A 439-nucleotide genomic window follows, 5' to 3' on the forward strand; every position below is an offset into this window, starting at 1 on the left:
GTTCTGGATTGCGCATTGGAGCGATAGAGAATGGCCATATCGACCCGGGCACGCCCCTGCTTGGCCCAGACATCCACCAGATCGGCGATATAACGTGCTTCGTCCTGCTCATTAAACGCACGGTACAGACGAATCGGATCACCCTTGGCACCGGTGGTATGTAACTCCTTGCCCAGGCGGCCACTGTTGTTCTTGATGACGGCATTGGCGGCATCCAGAATCGTCGCCGTGGAGCGATAGTTTTGCTCCAGCTTGATCATTTCTGCACCCGCAAAGTCCTGTTGGAAGTTGCGGATATTGCCCACATTCGCACCCCGCCAGCCGTAAATCGACTGATCGTCATCCCCCACTGCCATAACTGATACGGTATTACCGGCCAGCAAACGAATCCAGGCATATTGGATATTGTTGGTATCCTGGAATTCGTCCACCAGAATAT

General features: G+C 53.5%; 1 protein-coding gene. It reads right to left on the reverse strand.

Annotated elements, in window-relative coordinates:
• A partial coding sequence (locus Q4563_RS16255) for a UvrD-helicase domain-containing protein (protein WP_303605216.1) occupies positions 1 to 439 on the reverse strand: 439 nt, incomplete at both ends.

The sequence above is a fragment of the Gilvimarinus sp. 1_MG-2023 genome (genome assembly GCF_030548285.1).